Source organism: Haloarchaeobius iranensis (assembly GCF_900103505.1).
Classification (GTDB): Archaea; Halobacteriota; Halobacteria; order Halobacteriales; family Natrialbaceae; genus Haloarchaeobius; species Haloarchaeobius iranensis.
In genome coordinates this window covers 42,843-66,459 of sequence record NZ_FNIA01000004.1, presented here as the reverse complement: position 1 = coordinate 66,459, position 23,617 = coordinate 42,843, and the positions used below count along the sequence as shown (strand labels likewise).

The following is a 23,617-nucleotide window of genomic DNA, read 5'->3' as shown; positions in this document are numbered from 1 at the left end:
AACAGCGAGAGCGCGAACCGAGGAGAGGTGGTCGGCCGTGACAGTCATCCTCGACGGCGAGACGCTGACGCCGGCGGACGTCGTCGCGGTCGTCCGCGAGCGGGAGCCCGTCGCGGTCGCGGACGATGCCCGCGAGCGAGTGCGGACCGCACGCGAACGCGTCGAGGACGTGCTCGACTCCGACGAGGCGGTGTACGGCCTCAACACGGGCTTCGGGGAGCTCGTCAACGAGCGCATCCCGCCCGAGCGCGTCGCCGACCTCCAGACGAACCTGCTTCGGAGCCACGCGGCCGGCTCCGGCCGCGAGTGCACGACCGAGGAGGTCCGAGCGATGCTGGTAACCCGGGTCAACGCGCTCGTGAAGGGCCACTCGGGCATCCGCGAACGGGTCGTCGACCACCTCGTGACGATGCTGAACGAGGGCGTCCACCCCGTCGTCCGCTCGCGCGGGAGTCTCGGTGCGAGCGGCGACCTCGCACCGCTGGCACACATGGCGCTCGTGCTCATCGGCGAGGGGGAGGCGGAGCACGACGGCGAACGGCTGGCCGGCGACGAGGCGCTCGCGGCCGTGGGCCTCGAACCGCTCTCGCTCGCGGCCAAGGAGGGGCTCGCGCTCATCAACGGCACCCAGCTCACCGTCGGGAAGGCCGCACTCGTGGTCGTCGATGCCGAGCGCGTGGTCAGCGCGGCCGACGTGGCCGGCGCGCTCACCACCGAGGTGACGATGGGGACCACGGCCAGCAGCGCCCCGGTCATCCACGATGTCCGGCCACACGAGGGCCAGGCGGCGAGCGCCCGGAACGTCCGGCGCTGCTGTGACGACTCGGAGATCGTCGAGTCCCACCGGAACTGCGACCGCGTGCAGGACGCCTACAGCATCCGCTGTCTCCCGCAGGTCCACGGCGCGGTCCGCGACGCCGTCTCGCACCTGCGCGAGGCGGTCGAGGTCGAACTGAACAGCGCGACCGACAATCCGCTCGTCTTCGACGCCGACGCGACCCACGCCCGCGCCTCCGGCACCGACGCCGCCGCGGTGCTCTCGGGTGGGAACTTCCACGGCGCGCCGCTGGCGCACCGACTCGACTACCTGACCGCGGCGATGACCGACCTCGCGGCAATCTGCGAGCGCCGCGTCGACCGGCTCGTCAACCCCAACCTGCAGGAGTCACACCTCCCGCCGTTCCTCACCGCCGAGAGCGGCCTGCGCTCGGGCTACATGATCGCCCAGTACACAGCGGCCTCGCTCGTCAACGAGTCCCGGTCGCTCGGCCGCGCAGCGACCGACAACACGCCCGTCTCCGGCGGCCAGGAGGACCACGTGAGCATGTCGGCGCAGGCGGCCCACCACGCTCGCACCGCCGTCGACAACGCGACGGCCGTGGCCGGCGTCGAGCTCCTCTGTGGCGCGCAGGCCATGGAGTTCGTGGACGACGGCCTCGCACCCGGTGCTGGGACGGCGGCGGCCTACGACGCGGTCCGGGAACTGGTCGACCCGCTCGACGACGACCGCGAACTCGCGCCCGAGATGGACCGGGTCGCGGCGCTGGTCAGTTCGGGACTGCTCGAGGACGCCGTCTCCGAGTCGCTCTCGGCGGCGCTGGAGTAGGAGGCACGGATGGACGCGGACGGCGTCGCCATCGGTTCACCGGGACACCAGAGGGGGATGGGGGAGTTGGGTGATGAACCGCTGCCGACTCTGCACGCCACGTCGCAGCTACGCGTATAAACGACCGGTACTTAAATTTTCTACAACTCGTTACCACGCAATTATCGTTTCTCGTTCCCCATCGCGAGGTTACAGTTCCGCGGGGGGACCGAACGAGTGCCCGACGGCGCGCCCCCCGACACGCTTATAGCCGGGCCGGGACCAGTCGCCGGCATGGAGTTCATCGCGTCCGGCGAGGGCGGTGACCACGCCGGCGCCGACGCCGAGCGAACGGTCTGGCGGGCGGTCACGCGGGCGTTCGGACCCGGCGACCGCGGTGTCGCCTACTGGCGGTATCCCATCGTCTCCCCCGACCGGGACGCGTTCGACCGGGAGGCCGACTTCGTCCTGCTGCACGAGGAGTTCGGGCTGGTCGTCGTCGAGTGCAAGGGCTACCGGCTCGGCCACGTCGCCGCAATCGAGGGCGACCAGTGGCGGCTCCAGGGGACCCGCCAGTCGACGGCGACGCCGTACACGCAGGCCCGCGACCACGGCTTCCGGCTCCTGAACCACCTCGACGACGAGCCCGCGCTGACCGACGACCGCGGGAACCCGACCGTGCCCGCCAACTTCTTCGTCGCGCTCCCGAACGTCGAACGCGACGCCTGGGACGACCGGTTCGGCTCGTTGCCGTCGGCCCCGCCGGTACTGACGGCCGACGAGTTGACGCCCGGCTCGCTGCGCGAGGCACTCGACGGAACCGCCGGCGAGCCGCTCGACGCGGCGACGTACGAGGCGGCACGGGCGGTGGTGAGCGGTGGACAGCCGATCAGCGGCGAGTCGCGTCCCGCGGCCGGCGACGGCCCCTCGCCGGAGGCGGCCGGCACGAAGGCCGAGCTGTACGAGCACGTCGCGGGCGGCCTGAAACGGCTCGACGGCAAGCAGGAGGAGGTCGGGCTGCAGATTCCCGACGGACCACAGCAGATACGGGGCATCGCCGGCTCGGGCAAGTCGGTGCTGCTCGCCCAGAAGGCGGCCCAGATGCACGCCCGGCACCCGGACTGGCGGGTCGTCGTGACGTTCCAGACGCGCTCGCTGTACCCGACGGTCATCGAGACCATCCGCCGGTACCACGAGCACTACGCCGGCACCGAGCCGGACTGGGACCGTCTCGAGGTGCTCCACGGCTGGGGTGGCCGCACCCGTCGCGGGCTCTACTACGAGGTCGCACAGGCCGCCGGCGTCGAACCGCGGACGTTCGGCGACGCGCGCTCGACGTTCGATCGGGACGACGGCGACCTGCTCGCGCAGTGCTGTGCGGAGGTGCTCGACGCCGACCGGATTCCGGAACGGTACGACGCCATCCTGGTCGACGAGGCGCAGGACTTCGAGCCGCCGTTCTTCCGGCTCTGCCACGCCGCACTTCGACCGCCGAAGCGACTCGTCTGGGCCTACGACGAGGCACAGAGCCTCCAGACGCTGTCCGCACCCCGGCCGACGGACGTCTTCGGCACTGAGGCCGACGGCACGCCACGGGTGGACCTGCAGGGCAGTTACGAGGGCGGGGTGCAGAAGAGCCAGGTGATGCGGACGGCGTACCGCACGCCCCGCCCGGTGCTCGTGCTCGCGCACGTGTTCGGGATGGGCCTGCTCCGCGACGACGGCGCGGTCCAGGCGCTAACCACGCAGTCGGGCTGGGAGGACATCGGGTACGAGGTCGACGGTGACTTCAGACAGTACGGCTCCCCCGTCACCCTGCGACGGCCACCCGAGCACTCCCCGCACCCGCTCTCCGGTGTCGACGCCGCGCGGCCGTTCGTCGTCACGGAGACGTTCGCCGACCGCGGCGCGGAGCTCGACGCCGTCGCCGACGCGGTCGAGCGCGACGTGAGCCGCCACGGGCTCGCGCCGGAACGCATCGCCGTCGTCGTCCTCGGCCCCGTCCACCGCTCGCGGGATTGGGGCGAGTCGCTCGCCGATCGCCTCCGCCGCCGGAGCGTCGACCCCAACCTCGTCTGGGAGAGCGACCCGGACGTGTTCGACCGCGAGGGCGCGGTCACCGTCTCCCGGGTCAACCGTGCGAAGGGGAACCAGGCCGCGCAGGTGTACGTCGTCGGCCTCGACACCGTCGCCGACGCCGGCCGACGGTCCGACGTGGTCCAGCGGCGGAACGAGGCGTTCGTCGCGCTCACCCGGACGAAGGCGTGGTGTACCATCACGGGCGTCGACCGCGACGACGTCCCGACCGGCCAACTGTTCGACGAACTCGACGAGGCAGTCGCCGGTGCGACCGGGCGGCCGCCCGTCGTCACCTTCCCCGCACCCGAGCCCGCGGACCTCCAGCGGACGATGGTCGACGCGACGCTCGACGCGTTCTGACGGTCTGCCCTCCTGCCGTCTCGGCGCTGACTACCAAACCGGCCGGCGCGTGGCTGGCTCGACGACCTCGGACGGAGCGGGGCCCGCGAGCCGAGCCAGCAGTGACGGCCTGGCTGTTGAGCCCAGGAAGTACTCACACTTCAGCACGGCTTATCGGGCCGTTCGACGTTCTGCTCCTCACGACAGCAGCAGAAAGCGGTGGAACGCCCAGTACCGGAACAGCGAGCGACCGATGCGAACAACTAACAATCCCGGGTCCGTTTCCGCGCCCATGGACCTCGGACTCGACGACAGGACAGCACTGGTGACGGGCGGCGCTGGCCGCCTCGGCAGCGAGGACGCACGGCATCTCGCAGCGGAGGGGGCCGAGGTCGCCGTCCTCGACGTGGACACGGACGGCGCGGAGCGCGTCGTCGAAGAGATCGAGGAGGACGGCGGCGACGCGATGGCGGTCACCTGCGACCTGACGGACCGCGAGGACGTGCGCGAGACCGTCGGCGAGGTACGGGAGGCGACCGGTGGCGTCGACATCCTCGTGAACAACGCCGGGTTCGTCGACGCCGTCTCGCGCGTCGGCGACTTCGACGACGAGCTCTGGGACCGCGACGTCGAGCTGAACCTCACCGGGGCGTACAACATCACGAAGGAGATATTCCCCGAGATGCGCGAGCGGGGCTGGGGGCGTGTCATCACGATGGCGTCCATCGCGGGCACCCACGGGAGCTTCGGCCAGCTGTCGTACTCGACGACCAAGTCGGGCCTGGTCGGCTTCGGGAAGACGCTCGCGCTGGAGGGCGCGACGGACGGCGTCACCTCGAACGTGCTCGCGCCGAGCATCGTCGTCAAGGAGCTGGCGGAGATGGACCCGGAGACGCTGGAGCAGTTCCAGCCGTCCTTCGAGCGCGTCCGCCAGGCGACGCCGATGGAGGAGCTGGGTCGCGAGGACGACGTGGCGCCGATGGTCTGCTACCTCGCCAGCGAGCAGGCACGCTACGTGACCGGTCAGGTCATCGGTATCACGGGCGGTGCGGACCTGCTGTCGACGTAGGACCGCGCCCGGACCGTTCTCAGAACTGCTTGCGCTCGAGCTGCTGGAGGCGTTCGATACGCTGCTCGGTCGCGGGGTGCGAACGCGTCTCCACCGTGAACTCGCCCTCGTCGACGGGCTCGTCGTCGGTCGAGAAGCCGTGGGGGAGGAAACAGAGGCCGGCGACGCCCGCGTACTCGCGTCGCTTGTCGGCGGTCGGGGTCTCGACCGACTGGTCGAGCTTCCTGAGCGCGGTCGCCATGGCGGTCGGCTGGCCGGCGAGGACGGCCCCCGACCGGTCGGCGACGTACTCGCGGTACGTCGAGAGGTGCTGGCTCAGGCCGAGGACGACGGCACCCGCGATACCGAGGAAGACCCCGCCGAGGACGACGGTGACCAGCAGCGTGAACACGAACGAGACGGTGTAGCCGAGGGTGAACGGGGTGGCGTCGATGAACGGCGCGCTCAGGACGTAGGCGACCACGACCAGCCCGGTCCAGACCGCGGTGCTCGTCGCGCGGGAGCCGAACGGACTGAAGTCGTCGCTGATGAGCGCGGGGACGAACGAGGCGAGCGTGAGCACGAGCGCGTCGCGGTTCCGGAGGTGTGTGAGCTCGTGGGCGAGCACGGCGTCGAGTTCGTCCTCGTCGAGCGCGTCGAGCAGGCCGGTGCTCACCACGACCGTGCCGTCGGTGACGCCGCCGACGGCGAAGCTGTTGGGGACGTCGGTCTGCGCGACGGCGAGCGACGGCGTGGCCATGTCCGCGCCGACGGCGAGGCGCTGGAGCCGGCCCTGCACCGCCGGGTACGTCCCACCGGACTCGAGTGGAGCATCGACCTCGTCGAGCAGCTCTCGCCGGCTGTACTGGAGCTGTGCCCAGCCGAACGCGAGCGCGACCGGGAGGACGACGACGCCACCCCATACGAGGGGAGAGGTCCCGGAGAGCCCGACGGCGTCCGCGACTGCGACCTGGAGCGGCGCGACCCAGGGCCCGACCAGGTAGGCGGCGGCTGCGACGAGGACCACGTCGACGACCAGTATCGTCAGGAGGCAGAGGAGGATGCGCCACGTGAGGGCGGTGTCGCGTTCCATTAGTAGCGGCTCGTTTCTGAAGAAACAAAAATATTCGTGGATTGATGTGAGGTGGCCCATCACCCTTATTTCACCACCCCGCCCGACGATTGAATAGCAATATATTTAAACGCTTAGACATTTCTCTGTTCGTGTGGGATACGACCTGAGTCGCGCGGTCCTCGTCGTTGTCTCCGTCTTGACGGTCCTCCTCGCGGCGTCGCTGTTCCCGGCGTCGGGGTACGGCACGTACCCCGGCACCGTCGGCGACGGCTTCGCGGAGCCGTCGGACTCGAACGTGCCAGCCGACGTCGAAGGGCCGGCCGGGACGGTCGAGAACCCGGACACGACCACGAGGGCCACGCAGGGACCGGCGGCGACCGAGACCACCGTCGGCGCCAACTCTCCGGAGCAGACCACCGATTCACAGACGGCGGACCCGACCGCGACCACCGACCAGCAGGACGACGACACCGGCGGGGCCACGGGACCGGACCGCGGTGACGGGTTCCCTATCTTCAGCTTCCTCCTGCAGCTGTTCGTGTTGTTCCTCTGTTGCGCCGTCGTCGTGGCGGTTCTCGCGGTCATCGCCGACGTCGAACGACAGCAGACGGGCGAGTTCGACGGCTACGTCGTCGACCTCCCCGTCCTGCCGACGTTCCGGGTACGGGCCTCGTTCCTCGCGATTCCGCAGGGGACGATGTCCGTCCTCGTCGGGCTGACGGCGTCGGCACCGCAGGTGCTCGACGGGCTCGGGCGGACCGCTGGCGGCCTGTTCGCCGGGCTCGACGACCTCGCGTCCGGCATTGGGAAGGCGTTCGTCGCCGTCCCGAGGACCCTCGGCAAGGGCCTCGTCGCGATACCACGGGGACTCGGGAGCGGGCTCGGCTCGCTCTCGCTCGGCCTCTCCTCGCTGACGGCCGGGCTGTCGACCCGCGACTGGCTCTCCCGGCGCGGCGACAAACCGGACGACCCGCGCGACGGTGCGCGGACCGACACCGACGCCGACGGCGAACCCGTCGACCAGGGTCCGGTGAGCATCGACGAGGCCTGGGAGACGATGGTCGACTCCGTACCGCTCCGCCGCGCCGAGTCGAAGACACCAGCTGAGGTCGCCCGTGCGGCCGTCGACGGCGGCCTCCCGCGGTCGGCCGTCGAACGGCTGACGGCCGTGTTCCGCGACGTCCGCTACGGCCGCTACCCGCGGAGCGACGAACGCAAGCGCACGGCACGGGAGGCGCTCGCGGAGATCCGGGACCGGCTGGAGGGTGACGGATGACGCCCCGAATCCTGGACCGCCTCGGTCTGCCCGTCCGTCCGCTCCTGACAGCCGTCGGGAGCGCGTCGCTGCTCGGCGCGGTCGCGCTCGCGTTCCTCCCGATGCCGCTCACGACGCTCCGCGCTCCCGTCACGGCGCTCGCCAACGGGACCACTATCGCGTTGCTCGGACTCACCGCCGCCGTCCTCGGCGTCTTCCGAATCGTCCAGGGCCGGGACGACGAGGCACCCGAGCCGCCGTCGTTCGGGACGCCGGAAGCGGCGAACTACGACTCGGTCGGCGAGACCGGCCACGGCCTCGACGAGAGCATCGAGAGCGTCGACGGCACGCTCCGCGAACCCGGGCCGTCGGAGTGGTGGGAAGCTCGCGAGCGAAACAGCGTCGAGGAAGAGATACGGGCGGCCGCCATCGGCGTGCTCGCCCGCAGCCACGACTGCAGCCACGAGGAGGCCGCGGCGATGCTCGAGGCGGGTACCTGGACGACCGACCCCCGCGCACGCAGCTTCCTCGGCGGCGCTGACGCACCCGAACCACCACTCAAGATGCAGTTCTACGACTGGCTGTCCGGCGAGGCGTACGACCGCCACGTCGAACACACCGTCGACGAGATCGCTGCGCGAGCCGACCTCACGGGGGTCGAGACCGAATGACACGAAGGGACACCGGCCGGTGGAACATCGGCTTGACCGTCGCTCTCGTCACCGGGACGCTGGGGCTGCTGGCCGGGAACACGGTCGTGTTCAGCGCGGCCGCCATCGGCCTCGGCTACGCGGTGTACGGCTACGCGAGTCGCCCACCGGCGCTCGACGTGGACGTCGAGCGGTCGCTCTCGGATTCGTCACCCATGCCCGGCGACGAGGTCGAGGTGACCGTCACCGTCCGGAACGCCGCGGACGAGCCCCTGGCCGACCTGCGAATCGTCGACGGCGTCCCCGAGACGCTGGGGGTCGTCGAGGGGTCGCCGCGGTTCATGACGGGACTCCAGCCGGACGAGACCGAGTCGTTCACCTACTCGGTGAAGGTCCGCCGTGGCGTCCACGCGTTCGGCGAGCCGACGGTCGTCGCGCGCAACGTCAGCGGCGGCGTCGAGGTCACCGAGACGCTCCCGGTCGAGAGCCGGCTGTCGTGTCACGCGCCGGTCGAGGACATGCACCTCGCCGACCAGACCATCCCGTACCCCGGTCGCGTCGAGACGGACTCGACCGGGTCGGGCATCGAGTTCCACTCCATCCGGCAGTACCACCACTCGGACCCGATGAACCGCATCGACTGGCGGGAGTTCGCCCGCAGCGGCGAGCTCCGGACCGTCGAGTTCCGCACCGACCAGGCGGCGACCATCGTCGTCGTGGTCGACACGCGGCGCGTGGCACGGGTGTCACGTCGCCCCGAGGAGCCAGACGGCGTCGAGCTCGGGACCTACGCCGCCGGGCGTATCGCCGGCCACCTGCTCGACGCCGGCAACCGCGTCGGGCTGGCCCAGTACGGCAGCTCGCTCGGCTACCTGCGCCCCGGCACCGGCGACGACCAGGCGGCTCGCATCCGGAACAACCTGGACGTACAGTCCGCGACCTCCATCCCGGTCCGCGGGACGGGGACCGCGACGAACGCCGCTGCAGCCGACTCCGGCGACCCAGACCCGTCGCCGGGTGACGGGGACACGGGCGGAGTGGCCGCCACGGACGGCGGCTGGCGGGTGGACTGGCTCCGCCGTCGCGTCCCCAACGGCGCGCAGGTGGTGTTCGTCTCGCCGCTGCTCGACGACGCCCCGCTCGACCTGCTGAAACGACTCCGGGCGTCCGGCCACGCGCTCCGGGTCGTCTCGCCGGACGTCACCTCGACGGAGACGCCGGGGAGCGTCGTCGAGGCCATCAAGCGCCAGGGCCGCGTCTCCCAGCTCCGGAACCGGACGACCGATGTCATCGAGTGGTCGCCGGACGAGCCGCTGTACGCCGCCATCGAGCGTGCGACGCGGAGGTGGCAGCGATGACGCCGTACGAGTTCGACGACGAGCCGGCGCGGTTCAGCAGCCGGCTCGCGCTCGCCGTCGCCGCCGTCGCGGCGCTCCTGCTCGGACTCGGCACCGGTCCCGGGCTGCTCGGGCAGGCGCCCGAGCTGCTGCTCGGACTGCTCGGCACCGGCGCGCTCGTCCGCGGCGCAACCGGCGTCTCGGAGGACGAGAGCCGGCAGCGGGCCGTCGGGAGCGTCTGGTTCGTCTTCGGCGTCCTCGGCGTCGGCGGCGCCATCGTGGCGTACAAGCCGTCGCTCGCGGCGGCGGCCGTGACGACGTTCGGCACGCTCGCCGTGCTGCTGCTCGGGCTCTCGCTCACCGTCGGCATCGACGAGGGGCTGGTCCGGTCGCTCGGCGGCGCGCTCTCGCGCTCGCTGGTCGTGGTCGTGGCCGGGACGGTCCTGCTCGCCGGGGTCCACGTGGCGCTGTTCCGCTCGGCTGCGGTCCTGACCGTCGCGGGCTACGGTGCCCTCGTCGGAGCTGGCCCGCTCGTGGGGTTCCTCATGCTCCAGGTCGAGGTGCTCGTCCTCGCCGTCGTCGTCGAGCGCGCACTCGCGGTCGTCGACGGCTGGCTCCCCCGTCGTCGGTTCGACAGTCGTGAGACCGCACTCCGACAGTTCGGCGTGCGAGCCGGCGACGTCCCGAAGGGCGTCTACGTCCTGCTCGGACTCCAGTTCGTGCTGGCGACCACCGGCACGGGACGGGCGCTGTTCACGCGCCTGCTGGTCCAGACCGGTCCCTTCGGGACGGTCGTGGGCTGGTTCCTCCAGTCGTGGGTGCCACACGCGCTGCTCGGCGCGGCAATCCTGCTGTTCGGGAGCGTCCTCGTCGCCCGGCTCTGCCAGCTGGCCGTCGTGCGCTGGGTCGGCCGGGAACCGCCGAAGACGCTGGGCTACGCCGCGGGCGGTGCCGTCGTCTCCGTGCTCGTCGGCGTCCTGACGGCGCTGCCGCCGGTCACCTGGCTCGTCGACTGGTCCGTCACCGACGGGTCGACGCTCGACATCGCTTTCGCGACATACGGGATGGGGACGACGTTCCTCGCGCTCGTCGTCATGGCCCTGTGTGCCGTCCTCGTCTCGCTCCCCGTGTTCATGTTCGTGGTGTGGGACGAGGCGACCGCCCCGGCCGAGAACGGCTCGACGGCCGGCGCGGGGCTGTTGCTACTCAGCGCCATCGCGGCCGGTTTCGGGGGCGCACCGGCAGCCGTGGTGTTCATCGGGGTGGCGGCCGCGCTGGCGACGTGGGACCTCTCGGTGAACGCGTCCCTGGTCGGCAACGAGGTCGGCCGGGATGCCGAGACCCGTCGTGGCGAGGTCATCCACGCGGCGGGCGTGCTCGCGGTCGGTGCCGCCACCGTCCTCGTCACGCTGCTCGGCGTCGAGTTCATCGGGGCAGCCGCGCTCGCCGTCGACGTGCCCAGATGGCGGGCCGTCGGCGCACTGGCGCTACTGCTCCTCGCGCTCGTCTGCTTCGCCGCGCTCGCGTCCGGCGGCGACGGCGCGAGCGACGGTGAGGACGGCGACGGGCCGGACCAGCACGTCGACCGGGGGCCGTGGTACACCCAGTTCGACGACCTCTGACTACCGGAGGAACGGCAGCTTCCGCCAGAGCCGGAGCGACGCACTGAGGGCGCGGGCGTACCACTCCGATTCGATGCCGATGGGCGGCACGACCGGGTAGTTCCGCGCCGCGATCGTCTGTGACTCCGTGTACCGCATGAGTCCCTCCGTCCCGTGGCGACGGCCGAGGCCCGAGTCCTTCCGGCCGCCCATGGGCGCGTCGACGGCCGCCCAGGTCTCCAGGTAGCCGCCGTTGATGGTGACGGTGCCGCAGTCGATCTCGCGAGCGACGGCCCGGCCTCGGTCGCGGTTCGTCGTCCAGACGCTCGCGTTCAGGCCGTAGTCGGTGTCGTTCGCGCGGTCGATGGCCTCGCGCTCGCCGGCGACGGGTGCGACGCTCACGACCGGACCGAACGTCTCCTCGCAGGCGGCCCGGGCGTCGTGCGGGAGACCGGTCAGGACGGTGGGCTCGAAGAAGTAGGGGCCGATGTCGGGCCGATGGTCGCCGCCGACGTGGACCGTCGCGCCGCGCTCGCGGGCGTCGGCGACGTGTGCCTCGACGGTCTCGAGCTGGTCGCCCGAGGCGAGCGACCCCACGTCGACGCCGTACTCGTAGCTCGCGCCGAGCGAGAGGTCGGAGACGGCGGCGACGAACCGCGACAGGAACGCGTCGTACAGCGACTCGTCGACGAGGACGCGCTCGGTACCGATACAGAGCTGCCCGGCGTTGGTGAAACACGCACCGACGGCACCCTCGACGGCGTCGTCGAGGTCCGCGTCGTCCAGCACCACGACGGAGTTCTTCCCGCCGAGTTCGAGCGAGCAGTCGACGAGGTTCCGGCCGGCGGCGGCGGCGACCTCGCGCCCGGTCGCCGTCGACCCGGTGAAGCTGACGTAGTCCACGTTGTCGACCAGCGCGGGTCCGAGCTCCGCGCCGTCGCCCGTGACGACCTGGACGAGGTCGTGCGGCAGCCCCGCTTCTCGCAGGAGTTCGACGAGAGCCAGCGCGGTGTACGGGGTCGTCTCGGCGGGCTTGAGGACGACGGCGTTCCCCGCCAGCAGCGCGGGGAGCGCGTCGGAGATGGCGAGCGTGATAGGGTAGTTCCACGGCGCGATGATACCGACGACGCCGACGGGATGGTGGACGACCTCGGCCTTCGAGGAGAGGAACGGGACCGCGGCGTCGCGGCGCTCCGTCGCCAGCATCTCGGGGGCGCGGGAGCCGTAGTACCGGCTCGTCATCGCCACGTCGAGCACCTCCTCGAAGGCGTGGGCCCGGGACTTGCCGCTCTCCAGCTGAGCGAGGTCGAGCAGTTCGTCCTGCCGGTCGAGCACGATGTCGTGGAGGCGTTTCACGACGGCGGCGCGCTCTTCGGGGGCGCGGTCGGCCCACCGCTCCCGGGCCGCGGCGGCTCGCTCGACGGCGTACTCGACGTCCGCGGGCTCGCACTCAGTCACGGTCGCCGCGGTCTCGCCGGTGAACGTCTCGAGGACTGCACGGCGGTCACGGCCCCCGTCGGCCGTCGTGACGAGGCCGTCGAGCCGCTCGAACCGGTCGCGGCTCAGCGTCGCCGGCAGGGCGTCGTCGTCCAGCAGGTCGGTCATGGGGACTGCTACGGGGTGGGGGCCTAAAACCGTGTCCGAGGCCGCACCCGAGGTTACTCCGCCGGCTCGGGCGCGTCCGACGGCATCCGGTCGGAGAAGTCCCACGTGTACGCTTTCGTCACGTCGAGCTCGATGCGGACCTCCTCGCGGCCGGGGTCGAGCAGCGACCGCGCGAGGCCGGAGTCGGTGCCGCCGAGGTAGCGTTCGAGCAGCCGTCGCAGCAGGGCCTTCTCGTCGTCCGGCGTGATGGTCGCGATGCCCTGCCCGCGGATGCCGCGATAGGGCGGTCGGTTCGTCGATATCTCGAAGGCGACGGTGTCGTCCTCGCGGAGGTAGCGGACGACGTCGGCCGAGGCGGCGGTGGCACAGGCCAGCTGGCCCGCGTCGGGGTCGTACTCGAACCAGAGCGAGAGCATCCAGAGCCCGCCCTTCGGGGTTCGACACGCCAGCCGGACCGGGATGCGGGCGTCGTCGAGGAACGCGGCCACGTCGTCGTGCGCCCACGCCCCGTTCAGTGGGAACATCAGCGGACGACCGTCACGGGACAGTGCGCTCGGCGGACGACCGCCTCGGCGACGCTGCCGAGGAGGATGCGGCTGACGCCGGTGCGACCGTGGCTCCCGATGAGTATCTGGTCGATGTCGTGCTCGTCGGCGTACTCGTTGATGGCGCGAGCGGGCCGTCCCACGACGACGTCCGTCTCCAGCTCGACGTCGTACTCGTCTGCAATCTCCTGAGCCTGCGCGAGCAGGTCCTCGGCCACCGTCTCCTCCTGCTCGTACCACTCCTCCCAGTAGCCGGGCAGCCCGCCGTCGAAGGGGGCGCTGTAGCCCGCCTCCATGAGGTCGATGACGTTCAGGACGACGACCTCGGCGTCGGCGTGGGTCGTCAGCGCGTGCTCCAGCGCCGACCGTGCCTGTTCGGACTCGTCGTAGGGGACCAGGATTCTGTCGACCATATCTGAACTGTCACCCGTCAGGCGCTTAAAACGTCCCCCGACTCTCCATCGGTGGGAATCAGTCGCGGTCGTCGACGCCGACGGTGGCGGTGGGCGCCGCGACCAGTTCGAGGGCCTCGATGCGACGCGACGGGTCCATCGAGATGCAGGGCAGGACGACGTACATCGGCTGGACCCAGAAGGGGAGATGAAGTCGGTTTGGCTGTCGTGGATCGCCTTCACAGGGTCTGCAACACGCCGACGACGTCGCGTTCGATGGTCGGCGAGGACCACTCCTTCGACAGGGCGGCGACGATGGCGTCGCGGTCCTCGTGTGCCGCCGCGGCCTCCTCGACGGCGGCGACCCACTCGGGCAGCAACTCGGTGTACGCGCCGAGCGCGTCGTCGGGGTCGTCGTGGGCTCCGTAGTGGCCGTAGCAGAGGGTCTCGGCGTCGCGTTCGCGCAGCCGCGCCAGCGTCTCGAGGCTCAGTTCGAGGTCGAAGTCCGGGGCGGGCGTCGTCGGGAGCAGCTCGCCGAACAGGCTCATCCCGGCGGCGTCGCCGGCGAACAGCGCGCCGGTCCGGTCGTCGAGGACGGCCACCTGGTGGGGTGCGTGCCCCGGTGCGTCCACGAGTTCGAGCGAGCGGTCCCCGCAGTCGACCGTCTCGCCGCCCGAGACGACGCGGCAGCGGCGGCGGTCGACGAGCTCGGGCCGGCCGTAGCCCGTCGCGATCTGGTCGCCGACGGCGGCGCGGGCGCTCTCGTACAGCCGGTCGCGCTTCGCGGCGTCGGTGAGGTAGTCGACCCCGCGCTCGTGGACGACCACCGTCGCGTTCGGGCAGTGCTCGGCCAGTGCGCCCGTCGCACCGGCGTGGTCGAGGTGGACGTGTGTCGGCACGATATACGCGACCTCGGCCGGCTCGACGCCGACCGCCGCGAGGTCGTCGACGACGTGTTCGATACCGGCTGCGGGGCCGGGGTCGACGACGACCGGCTCGACGGCGTCGACGACGTAGGGCGACATCGTCGCCGGAGTGTCCATCATCCGAGCGTCGAGCGCGTACGTGTCGGGGGCGACCTGCGTGACCATGGGCGTCGTTCGGGTGGGCCGGGCAAAAGTCGGTCGTCGACACGGCGGCCCGGCGGGCGCGACAGAAGACATATGCCCGAGAACACGGGACCGGCTCTTGCATGCGACGCAGAGCCCTCCTCTCTACGGCCGGCGCGACGCTCGCCGGACTCGCCGGCTGTCTGTCCGGCTCTACCGGCGACGACCCGGCGGACGAAACGGACACGACGAACGGCACCGTCACACCGACCGACCAGCCGACCACGACACAGCCCGCCGAATCACCGGTCGACGTTTCCCTCGCGACGTACCAGCCAGCCATCGTCGAATTGGCGACGGACTCCATCCACGTCATCGACGACGCCGGTGGGTACCTGTTCCTCTCGGTGGACGCGACCGCGGCCGACGCGCCGCCCGGCCGGGGCGAGTTCACCTTCGTTCACGGCGACGAGGCCTACTCCCCGGTCGACCCGGTGGAACGCCAGCTCTGGCGGCAGTACCACGAGGACGACAGCTACGGCGACGGCAACGAGAGCGGCTGGCTGCTGTTCGAGCTGCCCGAGGTCGTGGCCGCAGAGCACGCCCGCGTCGGCTGGCCCGGCGGCGAGTGGCGGCCGGGCGAGTCGCTGCGAACCAGACTCGCCGCCGAGTACCCGGCGCTGTCGATGTCGTTCAGCGTCCCCGAGACGGTCCCCAAGGGCGAGCATCCGACGGTCACCCTCACGGTCCGGAACGAGGGCGACGTGGACGCCCGGTTCGTCGCCGGCCTGAACCGCGTCGGCCCGCGGATCGCCTACACGCCGGTCACCGCCCCGTCGTTCATCGTCCCCGCGGGCGGCTCCGAGACGTGGGAGTACACCGGCGACTTCGACACGACCCCGCTGGGCGACGGGGAGCTCGGCGACGGCCAGCACGACATGACCTACCACCTGAACTCGGTCCTCGGCCGGCAGAGCCGGCAGGTCAGATACGTCGCAAGCGACGGCTGAGGGCGGGCTTCGCCCGTCGCAGTCGGGCACGCGGACGCTGTCGCTGTCGGACCGTGGCGTCGAAAGAAGTGAGTAGCGAGTCGCTCAGTCGAGGTGACCGGCGTCCTCGAGGTTCTCCATGATGTCGTCGACGAACGACTCCACGTCGTCGTACGGGAAGTCGCCGCCGGGGAGCTTCGTCTGGAGCTCCATCGCGGTCATGGAGAAGTCACCGGACTCGAAGCGGGTGCCCGGGCCGTTCGGGAGCGCCGGCACGAGGTCCATCGGGCTGGAGATTGGGTAGTCAGCGCCACCGAAGGCGTCGATCATCTGCTCGCGAAGGTCATCTTCATCTGCCATAGGCACCCGTTCGACCGGATAAATAATAAATCATGGGGTAGTTGGTTCCGGGTCGACGCCGGTTCCGTCCTACGTCGACCTCGCGTGGAGCGGCCTTGACGCTACCGGTGAGCGGGACGCGGGCGTCAGAATCGCCCGCAGAAGCACGACTGCGGTGGGATGACGGGCGCGGCCACGCCGGTGTGGCCGCACTCGACCGTCGGAGGGCCGTCGTCAGTGTGGACGGCGTCGGCAGTCGCGGTGGGGTCCGCGAGGGCGGACGTAGCGGGGCGGGGAAGCCGCGTTACGCCGTCGCTGCGGTCCTGTTCGCGAGCGCGACCTCGTGGACGGCTTCGATGCCGGTGCCGTCCTCGAGGTCGGCCCGAACGGTGCTGTCGTCGGTGGCCTCCGAGCGAAGCGTGACGGTCGCACGGACGTCGACGACGATGGCGTTGAGGTTCGGCGTGATGCCGGTTATCTCCTCGACGTCGACGTCGTCCAGCGCGTCGATCCGTGCGACGACGGTCGCTGCGCCGGCGAGCAGGTCGCCGGACGCGCCGTCGGGGACGCGGACGCGCAGGTGGACGGTCGCTTCTGTCTCTCGGCCGAGACTTGTCTGGGCCATACTCCCTCGCCGCGAGTCGAACGCGGTCGCCGACGCGAGGTCGGTGGTCGCCGTCCGCGAGGGTACGAGACCCGTGTGGCGTGCGTGCGAGCCGTGACAGGCTGGCCTGCGACGACTCGCGGGAGTGCCGGTCGGTCGGACCGACACCCCCAGTCTCCAGCGATGCCTCTCTGCGACGAGGCGAGTGCCCCGGCAGCGAACATCGTGCCCCCGTTGGGGCGAACCGCCCGTGGGGAGTCGAACCCCACCGGCCGCGGTGGCCGGCTCCGGCGGCGGCGAACCGCACGGGCGAGTGTGGCCGACGGTAGCGTCCCTCACGTCGAGGATGCGAGCGGACGCTACAGTCGGTGCTCGGTTCGCGTGTCGGCGCTGCGGTCGAGGTGGAGACGCGACCCCGCCGGTCAGTCAGGATGGAACCAGTTCGGTTCGGAGAACCCGACTGCCGGCGCGAGCGGCGGTGCCTAGGAGCCGTAGGAATCGGCAGAAACACCGCCGGGCCGCGTCAACACCGTCACGCGGCGCCGGCAGAGACGAACCGAACGGCGGGATACCCCGTCGGATTACGGGTCCCGCTCGGTTCACCATCCCCAGCGCCGCGCTGGCAGCCGGCAGCGGAGGAACCCTCCACGCCGGCAGTGGCGGCCTCGCCAGTGACCGCGGTGGCGAACGCCGAGATGGTAAGCATCGAGCGGGTCATCGTCAGTGGGTACCCCGTTCCCGGTCGAGAGTCGGGATTGAGGTGTCAACTCGTAGAAGCAACCATCACTTAAATATATCGATATGAGCGGCGGTGCGTCCTCGCAGTCTGTCGAATACGTCGTAGTAATCTCCCGGGAGGTCGTCGGCCTCAGAGGTCTGCTGCGTCGACGACCTCGTAGCCGATGTTCCCGTCGCGGAGCCGGTCGGTGTGTCGCGAGAGCTCGTCCGTGACGACCACCAGCAGCACGGTCAGCCCCTTCGTCGCCGCCTCCGTGACGGCCTCGGCGGAGCCAAAGCGGATGTCGGGGTCGAGGTCGGCCTCGATACAGGCGACCAGCGACTCCGTCCCGGAGACAGCCAACAGGTCGTGGGTGCCGGCGTGGTCCGCGAGAGCGGCCGGCGCCACCGTGGACGAACCGTTCTTCGCGACCCGCGGGACGGAGACGACGGTGACGGTCCCCAGCTCGTAGTCGAGCACGCCCTCGAAGTCGGTCACGCCCACGTCCTGGCCGGGCTCGGCGCTGGTGACGGCGACAGCCGTCGCACTGCCGTCGCCGTCGGTCGATGCCCGCATGACGCCGTCTCGCATCGACATCGTCACCGTCTGTCCCTCCTCGATGGGGTCGTCCGCGATTGCTGTCTCGGCGTCCACCTGTCCGATGACCTCCTCGGAGACGTGGGTGACGTACTCGCGGAGGTCCTCGGTACGCGAGATGAGCCAGTCCACGCCCTCCTTCGTCACCTCGTAGCGGCCGCGGCCGAGCTTGCGGACGTAGTCCCGTTCGACCAGGTCCTGGAGGTAGTCGCTGACGGCCTGTGCCGTGACACCGATCTCGTCCGCGATCTCCTGCTGGCTGACCGCCGGCTGACGCTCTGCGATCTCCGAGAGAATCTGGTAGCGCGTCGCGTTGCGCTTGCTCTGGAGGACGCTCTGTTCCTCCTCCGGGTCGGCGTCGGGGGCCATTGTCGGGGCTTGGGCTGTCGATGACAAGTAGCTTTGCACTAACGGCCACCTGGGTTGGGTTACGGTCGCCGGGACCTCCCGGGCGGTTCAGGTGTCCGTCCCGACGCAGAACTCGGTCAGCAGCTCGACCATCCGGTCGGGCTGCTCCCGCGGCGGCCAGTGCGCACAGCGCTCCAGCACCGTCAGCTCGGCGGTCGGCGCCCGCGGCGCAGCCCGCTCGGCCAGTTCCACGGGGACCACCTCGTCGTGCCGACCGTGGACGAACAGCGTCGGGACGTCGAGTTCGCCCAGCCGGGGGGCGAAGTTCGTCACGTAGCCGTCGCGGGTCATCTCGTGCTTCCTGAAGTTCCGGAACGCGACGCAGGCGTTCGGCTTCCGGGCGTACTCCCAGACGGCGTCGACGCAGTCCGCCGACAGGCCGTCCGTGTCGTGGACGATGCCCGCCAGACTCGCCTTCGTGAAGCCGCGGCTCCGCCGGAACAGCGCGACCGCGATTCTGTTGAGAAACGGCAGCCGCGAGAGCGCCCACGAGAGCGTCCCGCGCGGGAGTTCGGTGCCGAGCCCGAAGCAGCTCGTCGGGACGAGATGCGAGACCTCGACGTCCGTATCGAGCGCGAGGCCCAGCGCGACCGCGCCACCCAGTGAGAGGCCGCAGACCGACGGCGATTCGATACCGAGTTCGTCGCAGAAGCCCGCCATCGTCCGGACGTGTCGGTCGATGGTGTAGTCCACGTCCGGTACGTCGCTGTCGCCGTAGCCGAGCATGTCCGGCGCGTAGACGGTGAAACGCTCCGACAGCGGCTCGATGACATCGCCCCACGAGACCGGCCCGGCGTCGATGATGCCCCCGTGGAGCAACAGGAGCGGTGGTCCCTCACCCGCCTCGGCGTACCTGATATCGTGTCCGTCGACCTCGACCGTAGCCATGGCCCGGCCTTCGCCCACCGCCGAGATAAATCGGTGGGTCGGGGGGCCATGGGAACCGCAACCGTTGACGCCCCCCGCTCCCAAACCACCGGCATGCCCACCGTCTCCAGCCTGCGCGTCTACCCCGTCAAGTCGCTCGACCCGCTTTCACTCGACGCCGTCGAGGTCAACGCCGGCGCGCTCCGACACGACCGCGAGTTCGCCATCGTCGACGGCGACCGCGAGTTCGTCAACGGGAAGCGCGAGCCGGCCCTCCACCGGCTCGCGTCCGACTACGACCCCGAGCGCCGCGAGCTCTCCATCAGGGAGCGCGGCGACGACGACTGGGCGACGTTCAGCATGGACGCCGAACGCGGCGCGCTGAACGCCTGGCTGAGCGAGTTCCTCGACTACCCGGTCAGCGTCGTCCGCGATGCCTCCGGCGGGATGCCCGACGACACCGAGGCCGACGGCCCGACGGTCATCGCCCGGGAGACGGCCGCGGCAGTCGCCGGCTGGTTCGACGGGGTCGACGCGGCAGAGATGCTTCGCCGGTTCCGGCCGAACCTCGTCGTAGACGCCGGGGAGCCGTTCTGGGAGGACCGGCTGTACGCGGACCGCGGGTCGGTGAGGGAGTTCACCGTCGGAGCGGTCGACTTCGAGGGCGTCCAGCCCTGCCAGCGCTGTGCCGTCCCGACGCGGGACCCCGACACCGGCGCGGAGACCCCCGGCTTTCGGGAGACGTTCGTGGCGCAGCGCGAGGTCACGCTGCCGGACTGGGCGAACCGGGACTGGTTCGACCACTACTACCGGCTGATGGTCAACACGCGGATCCCCGAGTCGTCGTGGGGCGACGTGCTCCACGTCGGGGACGCTGTCGAACTGGGAGATTCAAGGTCGGACGTGCCGTAGGCCGTCACGATGACCGACAGCGAGCAGGCGGTCGACGAGCGGCGACCCGAGTCGAGAACCATCGAACCGAGCGCGCCCGAGGAGTTCGGGCTCGTACAGGCGTTCTGGGGCGACGGGAAGGGCAAGACGACCGCCGCGCTCGGGATGGCGTTCCGGGCGGCCGGCCACGGCTACCGCGTCCACGTGCTCCAGTTCATGAAAGGCGGCGCGGACAGCGTCGAGGACGTCCGCGGCGAGTACAGTGCAATCGACGCCATGCCGGGGGCCTCCTACGAGAACACGGGGCACTACGGCTGGCACGGCTTCATGGACGGTTCGGACGACGACGAGCACGCGGCCCAGGCGGCCGGCGGGATGGCGCGGACCCGGGAGATACTGGAGGGCTGCGCGGCGGCCGACCTGACGGCCCCGCTCGGCCTCGACGGCGACCCGACTGACGGCGTCCACATGCTCGTGCTGGACGAGGTGTGCTACGCGACGAATCGGGGGTTGCTCGACGTGGAGGAGGTGGTGGCGCTCGTGGAGGGCAAGCCCGACGACCTCGAGCTGGTGTTGACCGGCGGACACGAGCGGCCGGACTGGCTGGACGGCGTGGCCGACCTCGTCACGAACGTCCGGAAGGAGCGGCATCCCATCGAGGCCGGCCAGCGCGCACGGAAGGGCACCGAGTTCTGAGCGTCGCACGCGCCTCGCGTGCGGAGGCACACGGCCCGAAGTATTTTGTCTCGGATAGATATAGACCTGTGTATGTCACTGCTGCCGGTCGACACCGACGCCCTTGAAGACATATGTCGGTCCGTTGCAATGTCGAACTACGGGTTTCTCTACGTGACGGACAAGCGGGGGGAGATCCAGAAGCGATACGAGAGCGCGGACACCGGCACGCTCAACGCGAGCAACCTGTCCACGTCGGACCTCAAGAAGGCACTCCGAGACCTGACGGAGGACGAGTTCTCCGACCTGGAGCAGATCCGCGACGGCGTCTACTACGTCGACACGTTCAGCGTGGGGAGTTCCGACGCCGTCACCAACGAACTGACGAGCGTGTTCAGTCAACGAATCGTCATCACGTCCGAGACGCTCCGGTCGCGGTTCGACCTGGCGATAGACGACGTGGACTACTTCGCCACCGAGCTGGAGTCCCGCGACCTCGTGGCGCGTATCACGGCAGGGGAGCGCGACTACTACACCATCGGGCCGCGGCTCAAGGAGCACGCGGGCAACGTCGGGCTGGACTCCCAGCTCGAACGCAAGGCAGCGCGGGGGAAGATAAGCCACAGCGACCTGGAGAAGGTCATCGACGTGGCGGCGACGACCGACGTCATCCGCTACCTCGAACAGGAGGGGTTCATCGTGGACCTCGACGGCGAGTACCTCGTCAAGAGCGCGCTCGACGAGTTCGCGCGGTACGTCGCGAGCGAGGTCGAGGACGAGGTCGAGGCACAGTTCGAGGACTCGCAGTACCTCGTGCCCACGGCGGAGTTCCCGGGCGTCGTCCGCTCCGAGATAGAGGCCCGGTTCGACGTGCTCTCGCAGGCCCACGGGATGCAGGACGAGATCGTCGAGGCGACGCAGGACGCACTCGCCGACCGACTCGACCTCGAGGTGGGTCGGGAGATGGTGGTGATGCGGGACGAGTTCGACGCCTACGTCGAGGGGGAGGCACGACGGGTGCTGACCGACGTGAAGTCCGAACGCGACGTGCTGCCGGCGTCGCCGACGGAGTTCGAGGAGGCCGCGAGCGAGCACGTCGAGGAGATGCAGGTGAGCAACGACCCGTCGGTCAACCGGTACGTCCGGGAGGCCGTCGAGGAGCGCTACGCAGCGGTCGTCGCCGAGGCGGAGTTCGGGGGCGTCGACACGTAACCAGCAGTCAGGATTCAGACAATGCCACGAAAATACACGTTCGAGACCACGACCGTCGATGGCGTCGACTACGTCATCGCGAACCCGGTGAACGAGACCGACGAGATGGTCCGCATGGAGGCGGACTGGACCAACGGCGACGACGTAGAGGGCGAATGGGAGCGTGCGGTGCGAGCCATCATCAAGGGCGACCTCCTCGGGGAGATGAACCTGGAGGCGGGTAACGGGCGCATCGACCGCCAGACGGCCATCGAGACGCTCGCGGCGGCCGAGGACGAACAGGGCAGGGTCGTCTCCAGCGAGCGACAGGCCGACGCGCTGCTCGAGTACTTCGAGGACCAGGAGATTCTGCGGTTCGACGGCAACGACGTCGTGCTGCTCCAGGACCCGCGCGACGACGACCTCTCCGGGCGGGCCGCGCTGAACTGGGCCGCCGGCATCGAGGCCTGCGTCGACAAGATCGACGAGACGAAAGAGCGCGTCAAGCGGGCCCGGGACAAGCTGAACGAGAAGATGGACGAGATAGACACCGGGTCGAACCGCATCGACGAGCGCATCCAGGAGACCGCACAGGAGCTGAAGGCGCTCGGCGACGGTCCTGGCGTGCCCGACGACCCGTCGCAGCTGGACGAGAGCGAGCGGAACCGGTACCAGCAGCTCAAACGCCAGTTCATCTACCACAAGCAGATGAAGGAGGTCGACAAGGAGAACCTGCTCGAGACGGTCGAGGAGGGGACGTCCGAGCTCGCCCACCAGATATCGATGCTGAACTCCGCGAAGGAGGCGCTCGTGACGAAAGAACAGGAGATCCGGGTGGTCGCCGTCCAGAAGCGGGAGTTCCCCAACGACGCGACGAACATCGTGGAGAACATGGGGACGCTGGCGACGAAGCTCGGTGGCGTCGGCGACATCGACGAGAAGATCGACCAGACCTCGGCGACGGACCTCGCGTCGATGGTGGAGGACACCGTCGGCGACGTCCAGGAGGCCGCCGAGAGTGCACAGCAGACGGCCGACGAGGAGGTCGAGACGGACGCGGACGCGGTCAACTTCGAGGTTTGAGGGGGACGACTCGTGTCGACCACGTCGACCGTGCTCCGAGCTGAATCGTTCTTCGGGACGCTCAGACGGGTGGACGAGCGGATGGAGACGTTGCTGGGGGCCACGACCTACGACGACGTGTCGGTGTACCGGACCGCGGACGAGGCGACGGACGCGCTGGCCGAGTTGGGCGAGGCGTTCGTCGCCGCTGCGCCGTTCCCCTCGCAGGTGGGGCGGGCCGGCGACGGCCTCGACGACGCGCTGACGAGGGTGCTCGAGGCGCGCTACGCCGACCCGGCGTCGACGAGGGATGAAGCCGTCGACGCACTCGTCGACGCACTCGTCGACGCAGGGCGGGTCGAGCGCCACGCCGGCGAACTGGTCGTCCCGCTCGCGCACAGCGGCCCGCCAGCCCGGAACTGGGGACCGACGCTCGCGGTGCTGCGGGTGGTGACCGAGGACCTGCTGGCGCGGGCGGAGACGCTGGCGCGCCGGAGTCGTGCGGTGGACGCTTCGGACGCGCAGGCCGCCTGCGAGAGCCTCTCGCGGATGCTCGCGTCGCTGCGAGACGTGCTCGTCCGGGCGAGCTCGGGCGCGGCGTTCGTCGGGCGTCGAACGGACCGACGGAGTGCCCGGCCGCTCTCCTTCGCGGAGTGGGCGGGCGGGCGACTGAACGGAGGAGACAATGCTTAATCTGACGCCGATACTTCGACAGG

General features: G+C 70.4%; 22 protein-coding genes. 13 read left to right on the top strand and 9 right to left on the bottom strand.

The window, feature by feature from the left end:
* Positions 1-37: 37 nt before the first annotated feature.
* From hutH to BLT27_RS04455, 3 genes are all read left to right on the top strand, one after another.
* A complete protein-coding gene (gene hutH, locus BLT27_RS04465; RefSeq protein ID WP_089731840.1) occupies positions 38-1,606 on the top strand; it encodes a histidine ammonia-lyase in 1,569 nt (522 codons plus the stop codon).
* Between the two features lie 273 nt (positions 1,607-1,879).
* Complete coding sequence (locus tag BLT27_RS04460; RefSeq protein ID WP_089731839.1) at positions 1,880-4,024, top strand: NERD domain-containing protein; 2,145 nt, start codon at positions 1,880-1,882, stop codon at positions 4,022-4,024.
* 271 nt (positions 4,025-4,295) lie between these two features.
* On the top strand, positions 4,296-5,072 hold the full coding sequence (locus tag BLT27_RS04455; RefSeq protein WP_089731838.1) for an SDR family NAD(P)-dependent oxidoreductase: 777 nt from the start codon (positions 4,296-4,298) through the stop codon (positions 5,070-5,072).
* 19 nt (positions 5,073-5,091) lie between these two features.
* On the opposite strand, the gene BLT27_RS04450 is transcribed toward BLT27_RS04455, so the two are convergent.
* Positions 5,092-6,144, bottom strand: a complete 1,053-nt coding sequence (locus BLT27_RS04450; RefSeq protein ID WP_089731837.1) for a M48 family metalloprotease — start codon at positions 6,142-6,144, stop codon at positions 5,092-5,094.
* A 133-nt stretch (positions 6,145-6,277) separates the two neighbouring features.
* Between BLT27_RS04450 and BLT27_RS04445 the strand changes: the two genes are divergently transcribed.
* Genes BLT27_RS04445 through BLT27_RS04430 form a run of 4 tightly spaced genes read left to right on the top strand, consistent with a single transcriptional unit; the run spans position 6,278 to position 10,990 of the window.
* Positions 6,278-7,402, top strand: coding sequence for a DUF4129 domain-containing protein (locus BLT27_RS04445; protein WP_089731836.1), 1,125 nt, complete (start codon positions 6,278-6,280; stop codon positions 7,400-7,402).
* Entirely contained in the window at positions 7,399-8,052 is a 654-nt protein-coding gene (locus BLT27_RS04440; RefSeq protein ID WP_089731835.1) for a DUF7269 family protein, read from the top strand. The genes BLT27_RS04445 and BLT27_RS04440 overlap by 4 nt, the downstream gene beginning before the upstream one ends.
* A complete protein-coding gene (locus BLT27_RS04435; RefSeq protein WP_089731834.1) occupies positions 8,049-9,389 on the top strand; it encodes a DUF58 domain-containing protein in 1,341 nt (446 codons plus the stop codon). Before BLT27_RS04440 ends, BLT27_RS04435 begins: the two co-directional genes overlap by 4 nt.
* Entirely contained in the window at positions 9,386-10,990 is a 1,605-nt protein-coding gene (locus BLT27_RS04430) for a DUF7519 family protein (RefSeq protein WP_139172246.1), read from the top strand. The genes BLT27_RS04435 and BLT27_RS04430 overlap by 4 nt, the downstream gene beginning before the upstream one ends.
* Here BLT27_RS04430 and BLT27_RS04425 read toward each other — a convergent pair whose 3' ends face one another.
* From BLT27_RS04425 to BLT27_RS04410, 4 genes are all read right to left on the bottom strand, one after another.
* Complete coding sequence (locus tag BLT27_RS04425; RefSeq protein ID WP_089731832.1) at positions 10,991-12,574, bottom strand: succinic semialdehyde dehydrogenase; 1,584 nt, start codon at positions 12,572-12,574, stop codon at positions 10,991-10,993.
* 53 nt (positions 12,575-12,627) lie between these two features.
* Positions 12,628-13,098, bottom strand: a complete 471-nt coding sequence (locus tag BLT27_RS04420) for a pyridoxamine 5'-phosphate oxidase family protein (RefSeq protein ID WP_089731831.1) — start codon at positions 13,096-13,098, stop codon at positions 12,628-12,630.
* A complete protein-coding gene (locus BLT27_RS04415) occupies positions 13,098-13,532 on the bottom strand; it encodes a universal stress protein (protein WP_089731830.1) in 435 nt (144 codons plus the stop codon). The genes BLT27_RS04420 and BLT27_RS04415 overlap by 1 nt, the downstream gene beginning before the upstream one ends.
* 218 nt (positions 13,533-13,750) lie before the next feature.
* Positions 13,751-14,602 (bottom strand): MBL fold metallo-hydrolase, encoded by an 852-nt coding sequence (locus tag BLT27_RS04410; RefSeq protein ID WP_175526381.1) that lies wholly within the window; start codon positions 14,600-14,602, stop codon positions 13,751-13,753.
* 101 nt (positions 14,603-14,703) lie between these two features.
* Here BLT27_RS04410 and BLT27_RS04405 point away from each other — a divergent pair, with 101 nt between their 5' ends.
* Positions 14,704-15,570, top strand: coding sequence for a hypothetical protein (locus BLT27_RS04405; RefSeq protein ID WP_089731828.1), 867 nt, complete (start codon positions 14,704-14,706; stop codon positions 15,568-15,570).
* Between the two features lie 84 nt (positions 15,571-15,654).
* On the opposite strand, the gene BLT27_RS04400 is transcribed toward BLT27_RS04405, so the two are convergent.
* From BLT27_RS04400 to BLT27_RS04385, 4 genes are all read right to left on the bottom strand, one after another.
* On the bottom strand, positions 15,655-15,909 hold the full coding sequence (locus BLT27_RS04400; RefSeq protein ID WP_089731827.1) for an MTH865 family protein: 255 nt from the start codon (positions 15,907-15,909) through the stop codon (positions 15,655-15,657).
* A 283-nt stretch (positions 15,910-16,192) separates the two neighbouring features.
* Positions 16,193-16,513, bottom strand: a complete 321-nt coding sequence (locus BLT27_RS04395) for a hypothetical protein (RefSeq protein ID WP_089731826.1) — start codon at positions 16,511-16,513, stop codon at positions 16,193-16,195.
* 847 nt (positions 16,514-17,360) lie between these two features.
* Positions 17,361-18,176: a DUF7839 domain-containing protein gene (locus BLT27_RS04390; protein WP_089731825.1), complete on the bottom strand. Its 816-nt coding sequence runs from the start codon at positions 18,174-18,176 to the stop codon at positions 17,361-17,363.
* A gap of 87 nt (positions 18,177-18,263) precedes the next feature.
* A complete protein-coding gene (locus BLT27_RS04385) occupies positions 18,264-19,103 on the bottom strand; it encodes an alpha/beta fold hydrolase (RefSeq protein ID WP_089731824.1) in 840 nt (279 codons plus the stop codon).
* A 93-nt stretch (positions 19,104-19,196) separates the two neighbouring features.
* Here BLT27_RS04385 and BLT27_RS04380 point away from each other — a divergent pair, with 93 nt between their 5' ends.
* The 5 genes from BLT27_RS04380 to BLT27_RS04360 all read left to right on the top strand — a co-directional run bounded on the left by BLT27_RS04380 (position 19,197) and on the right by BLT27_RS04360 (position 23,594).
* Positions 19,197-19,994 carry an MOSC domain-containing protein gene (locus tag BLT27_RS04380; RefSeq protein WP_089731823.1) on the top strand — a complete coding sequence of 266 codons (798 nt, stop codon included), beginning with the start codon at positions 19,197-19,199 and terminating at the stop codon, positions 19,992-19,994.
* 9 nt (positions 19,995-20,003) lie between these two features.
* Positions 20,004-20,669, top strand: a complete 666-nt coding sequence (locus BLT27_RS04375; RefSeq protein WP_089731822.1) for a cob(I)yrinic acid a,c-diamide adenosyltransferase — start codon at positions 20,004-20,006, stop codon at positions 20,667-20,669.
* A 72-nt stretch (positions 20,670-20,741) separates the two neighbouring features.
* Complete coding sequence (locus BLT27_RS04370; RefSeq protein WP_089731821.1) at positions 20,742-21,860, top strand: hypothetical protein; 1,119 nt, start codon at positions 20,742-20,744, stop codon at positions 21,858-21,860.
* Between the two features lie 21 nt (positions 21,861-21,881).
* The gene (locus BLT27_RS04365; RefSeq protein ID WP_089731820.1) at positions 21,882-22,922 is read left to right on the top strand and encodes a hypothetical protein; all 1,041 of its coding nucleotides are present in this window, start codon (positions 21,882-21,884) and stop codon (positions 22,920-22,922) included.
* A 12-nt stretch (positions 22,923-22,934) separates the two neighbouring features.
* Positions 22,935-23,594 (top strand): hypothetical protein, encoded by a 660-nt coding sequence (locus BLT27_RS04360; RefSeq protein ID WP_089731819.1) that lies wholly within the window; start codon positions 22,935-22,937, stop codon positions 23,592-23,594.
* Positions 23,595-23,617: the final 23 nt, after the last annotated feature.